Source organism: Edwardsiella hoshinae NBRC 105699 = ATCC 33379 (assembly GCF_000474215.1).
Taxonomy (GTDB): Bacteria; Pseudomonadota; Gammaproteobacteria; order Enterobacterales; family Enterobacteriaceae; genus Edwardsiella; species Edwardsiella hoshinae.
The window spans coordinates 1-3413 of sequence record NZ_BAUC01000073.1 but is presented as its reverse complement, the minus strand read 5'-3'; the positions used below and the strand labels follow the sequence as shown (position 1 = coordinate 3413).

Annotated in this window: 1 protein-coding gene and 1 pseudogene; both read right to left on the bottom strand. The window is 65.0% G+C overall.

Translation table 11 applies throughout. The features are described 5' to 3' along the window. Positions 1-2706, bottom strand: a pseudogene (locus EHO01S_RS17840) (hypothetical protein); the annotation flags it as partial. A 65-nt stretch (positions 2707-2771) separates the two neighbouring features. Further along, positions 2772-3341: a recombinase family protein gene (locus EHO01S_RS16900; RefSeq protein WP_024525043.1), complete on the bottom strand. Its 570-nt coding sequence runs from the start codon at positions 3339-3341 to the stop codon at positions 2772-2774. Positions 3342-3413: the final 72 nt, after the last annotated feature.

The following is a 3413-nucleotide window of genomic DNA, read 5'->3' as shown; positions in this document are numbered from 1 at the left end:
GTGGAGGGTGTTGGCGGTCAAGAGTAGCGCCCCCGCTCCGGCGTGTTGAATGCTTCCGTTCCGGTTGTCCAGCGTCTCGGCGGAAACCGTCAGGCCGCCGCCACTGGCGAGTGTGCCCCTGGCGCTGTTGTCCAGCAGGCCGTCCGCCTCCACGATCAGGGCGGCGTGTCCGGCCGCGACGAGCGAGCCTCCCCGGTTTATGAGGTCGCCGGCCTTCACCCTGGTGTTGCCGGCCGTGGCAATGCTGCCGCCCGTGTTGTCCAGTCGCTGTGCGAGCAGGATCTGGCTCGTGCCGCTGCCGGCGGCGGAAATCTTGCCGTCCCGGTTGTCCAGCGACTGGCTGGCGAGCTTGACCGCGCCGTTGCCGGCGATGGTTCCGCCGCGGTTGTCCAGCGCTCCGGCAAGCGCGACATCAAGAAGGTCGCGACCCAGCGCGACGAGGCTGCCGCCCGCCGTGCTGAGGCTGTCGGCGGCAATGGAAATCGTGTCGGCCTGGGTAGCGCCGCCGCTGAGGTCGGCACGGCCGGCCTTCAGGTCGAGCGCGCCCTTGCTGACGAGGGTGCCGCCCGCGCCGGCCAGGTCGCCCGTGGTCAGGGTTAGCGCGCTGCTGCCGGTATGCTGGATGGTGCCTTTACGGTTATCCAGGGCGCCGGTCTGGAGGGCCAGGTCGCCGCCTGCGGCCAGGGTGCCGCCCGCGCTGTTGTCCAGCGTGCCGGCGACCTTGACGGCCAGAGCGGAATCCCCGGACGCCACCACGGCGCCGCCCTGGTTCGCCAACGCGCCGGCCTGTAAGGTCGTGTCACCCGCCGCGAGCAGGTTTCCGTCGGTGTTGTCCAGACGGTCTGCCACGGTGATGCGGCTGGCGTCCGTGCCGGCGGCCGACAGCGTGCCGCCGGTATTGTCGAGCGACTTGGCACGCAGCGCCAGGGGGCCGTTGCCGGCGACGGTGCCGCCGCGGTTCTCCATCGCGCCACGAACCTTGAGATCCAGCGGCGCGCTGCCGCTGGCCACGAGCGTGCCCCTGGCGGTGGTCAGCGTGCCGGTATCGACGGCGATGGCGTTGGCTCGGGTCGTGGCTCCGCTCAGAACGGTGGTTTCGCCTTTCAGATCCAGCGCGCCATTGCTGGCGATGCTGCCGTTATCGCCGCGCAGGGTGCCGGCCTCGATATCGAGGCGACCGTCGCCGGCATGAAGGATGCTGCCCTCTACATTGCCGAGGGTTCCTGCGCGAATGCCGAGGTCGGCATTGCTGATCAGCGTGCCACCGTCGCCGTTATCGAGCGTAGCGGCCACGTCGATACGGTTGGTCTGGTTGCCGGTGGCGATGACCTTGCCGCCACGGTTGTCGAAAGACTGTGCGCCGAGGTCGATCTGCGCGGCGCTGAGTGTGGCCTTGCGATGGTCGCTATCGCCCAGGCGCAAGGTGGCGGTGCCGGCCGTCGCCGTCTCGCCGCCCGCGCCACTGAACGCGCCGGCATTGACCTGTAGGCCACCGTCGCCGGCATGGACGATGCGGCCATCGGTGTTGACCAACTGGCCGGCATCCAGGGTCAGGCGCCGGGCATTGCTGGCCAGGGTGCCTTCGCTGTTGTCGAGTTGTCCCTTGACCTTGATGTGGGTATCGCGCTTGTCGCTGTGCTGGACGGTGCCGGCCCGGTTGGAGAAGTCCTGCACGCTCAGGGTAACGGGACCGGCCAGTTGCATCAGACCGGCATCGTTGTTGAGTTGGGCTACCGCGATGCGTGCATCGGCGGCGACCTTGATTTCGCCCTTGCGGTTGCCGAGCTCGCCGCCGCTCACCTTGAGCCGCCGCGCGCCAAGGTGCCCGCCATCGTTGTTGAGACCGGCGCTGACCGTCACGTCGATATCGCCGCCGGCCATGATACGACCGCCGTCGTTGTCCAGTGCGGACGCGATGTTCAGCGCACCGTCGGCCAGCGGCGCGCGGCCGGTGCCCGGGTGGCCGCCGCTGCCCGGCGTGGTGCCGGTATCGGCCGCCGCCAGCCCGATACGGCCATCATCGCGATTACTCAGCCGCGCGGCGTGCAGCGCCAAATCCTGTGTGCCGGTCTGCTCGATGGCGCCGCCGCGGTTCTTCAGCGACCGGGCGTTGGCCTCGATACGCCGCGCATTGAGCGTGCCCTGGCGGTTGTCGATGTCCTTCTGCGTGCCGACCACCAGTTCGCGGCCGGCGCTGACCGTGCCGCTATTGGCAAGGCCACCGCTCAGCTCGATGCGGGTGTCGCTCTTGGCCTGCATCGTGCCGCTGTTTTCCAGGCGGCCATCGGCGGTGACGACCAATTGGCCGGCCTGCGCGCCGAGGGTGCCGGCGTTGCGCATGCCGACACCATGCTCGGTGCCCACCAACACGATTTTCTGGCTGTACATGCCGCCGAGCGCGCCAACGTCCAGCGCGAAGGCCGGCGCATCGCCGCTGGCGGCGCGCTTCTGCACCCTGGCGTGGTCGGCGCTGACCTCGTTGTTCCCGGCGGTGATCTGGAGTTGCTGCGCCCAGATTCCGGCGTTGGCCTCCACGGAACGGGCGATCAGATCCGTATAGTTGGCGGCGCTGGCGTCCATGCCTTTGCCGTCGACCCGGATGGCGCCGCCTTCCACCCGGTAGCTTTCCAGCGATCCGCCGTTGAAGATCGGCTTACCGGTGGTGAGGGTGGCGCGGTCGGCGTTGATGTGTAACGCGGCGAACAATTTCGGATAGCTTGGCGCGCTATTTCGGATAATAAGCGCGCGCCGTGATAGTCCAGAATTAAGCGCTAAATAGCACTCTTGGTACTTTTCCGGGGGTACCGACGATACAGTGTGGATAGACCAACATCATAGATGATCGATAGCTCACGATATGAGTGTCCTAGCTTTAGCAAACGACCGATTTGCATCCATTGCTCCTCGGATAACTTAGGCGGTCTCCCTCCAATACGCCCTTGTGCCCTGGCCGCGGCTAGCCCGGCCAGCGTTCGTTCAACAATCAGTTCACGTTCCATTTCCGCTAGTGCTGACATCACATGAAAAAAGAAGCGTCCCATGGCAGTACTAGTATCAATACTGTCAGTTAAAGAGCGGAAGTGAACGCCACGCTCATGTAACTCCGATATCAGTGCGATCAGGTTCTTAACGCTGCGTCCCAGCCTGTCCAGTTTCCACACGACCAGAGTATCTCCGCTATTAACGCACTTTAAAGCGCGTTTCAAACCGGGGCGGCAGGCAACTCTCCCACTCATACGGTCTTCAAAAATGCGGTCACAGTTTGCGCTTGCTAGTGCATTACGCTGTAAATCGCTGTTCTGGTCGATTGTTGATACACGGATATAACCAATGATGGCCATCAATACTCCTCCTCTATGTCGCGGTGGGAGGATTTTTACAGATTTCGCTATGTGTAACTGCCTTTCCAAAAA

Bases quoted from the DNA above. Each gene is read 5' to 3' on its own strand.
- EHO01S_RS16900 (WP_024525043.1), bottom strand. From the start codon at position 3,341: ATGGCCATCATTGGTTATATCCGTGTATCAACAATCGACCAGAACAGC.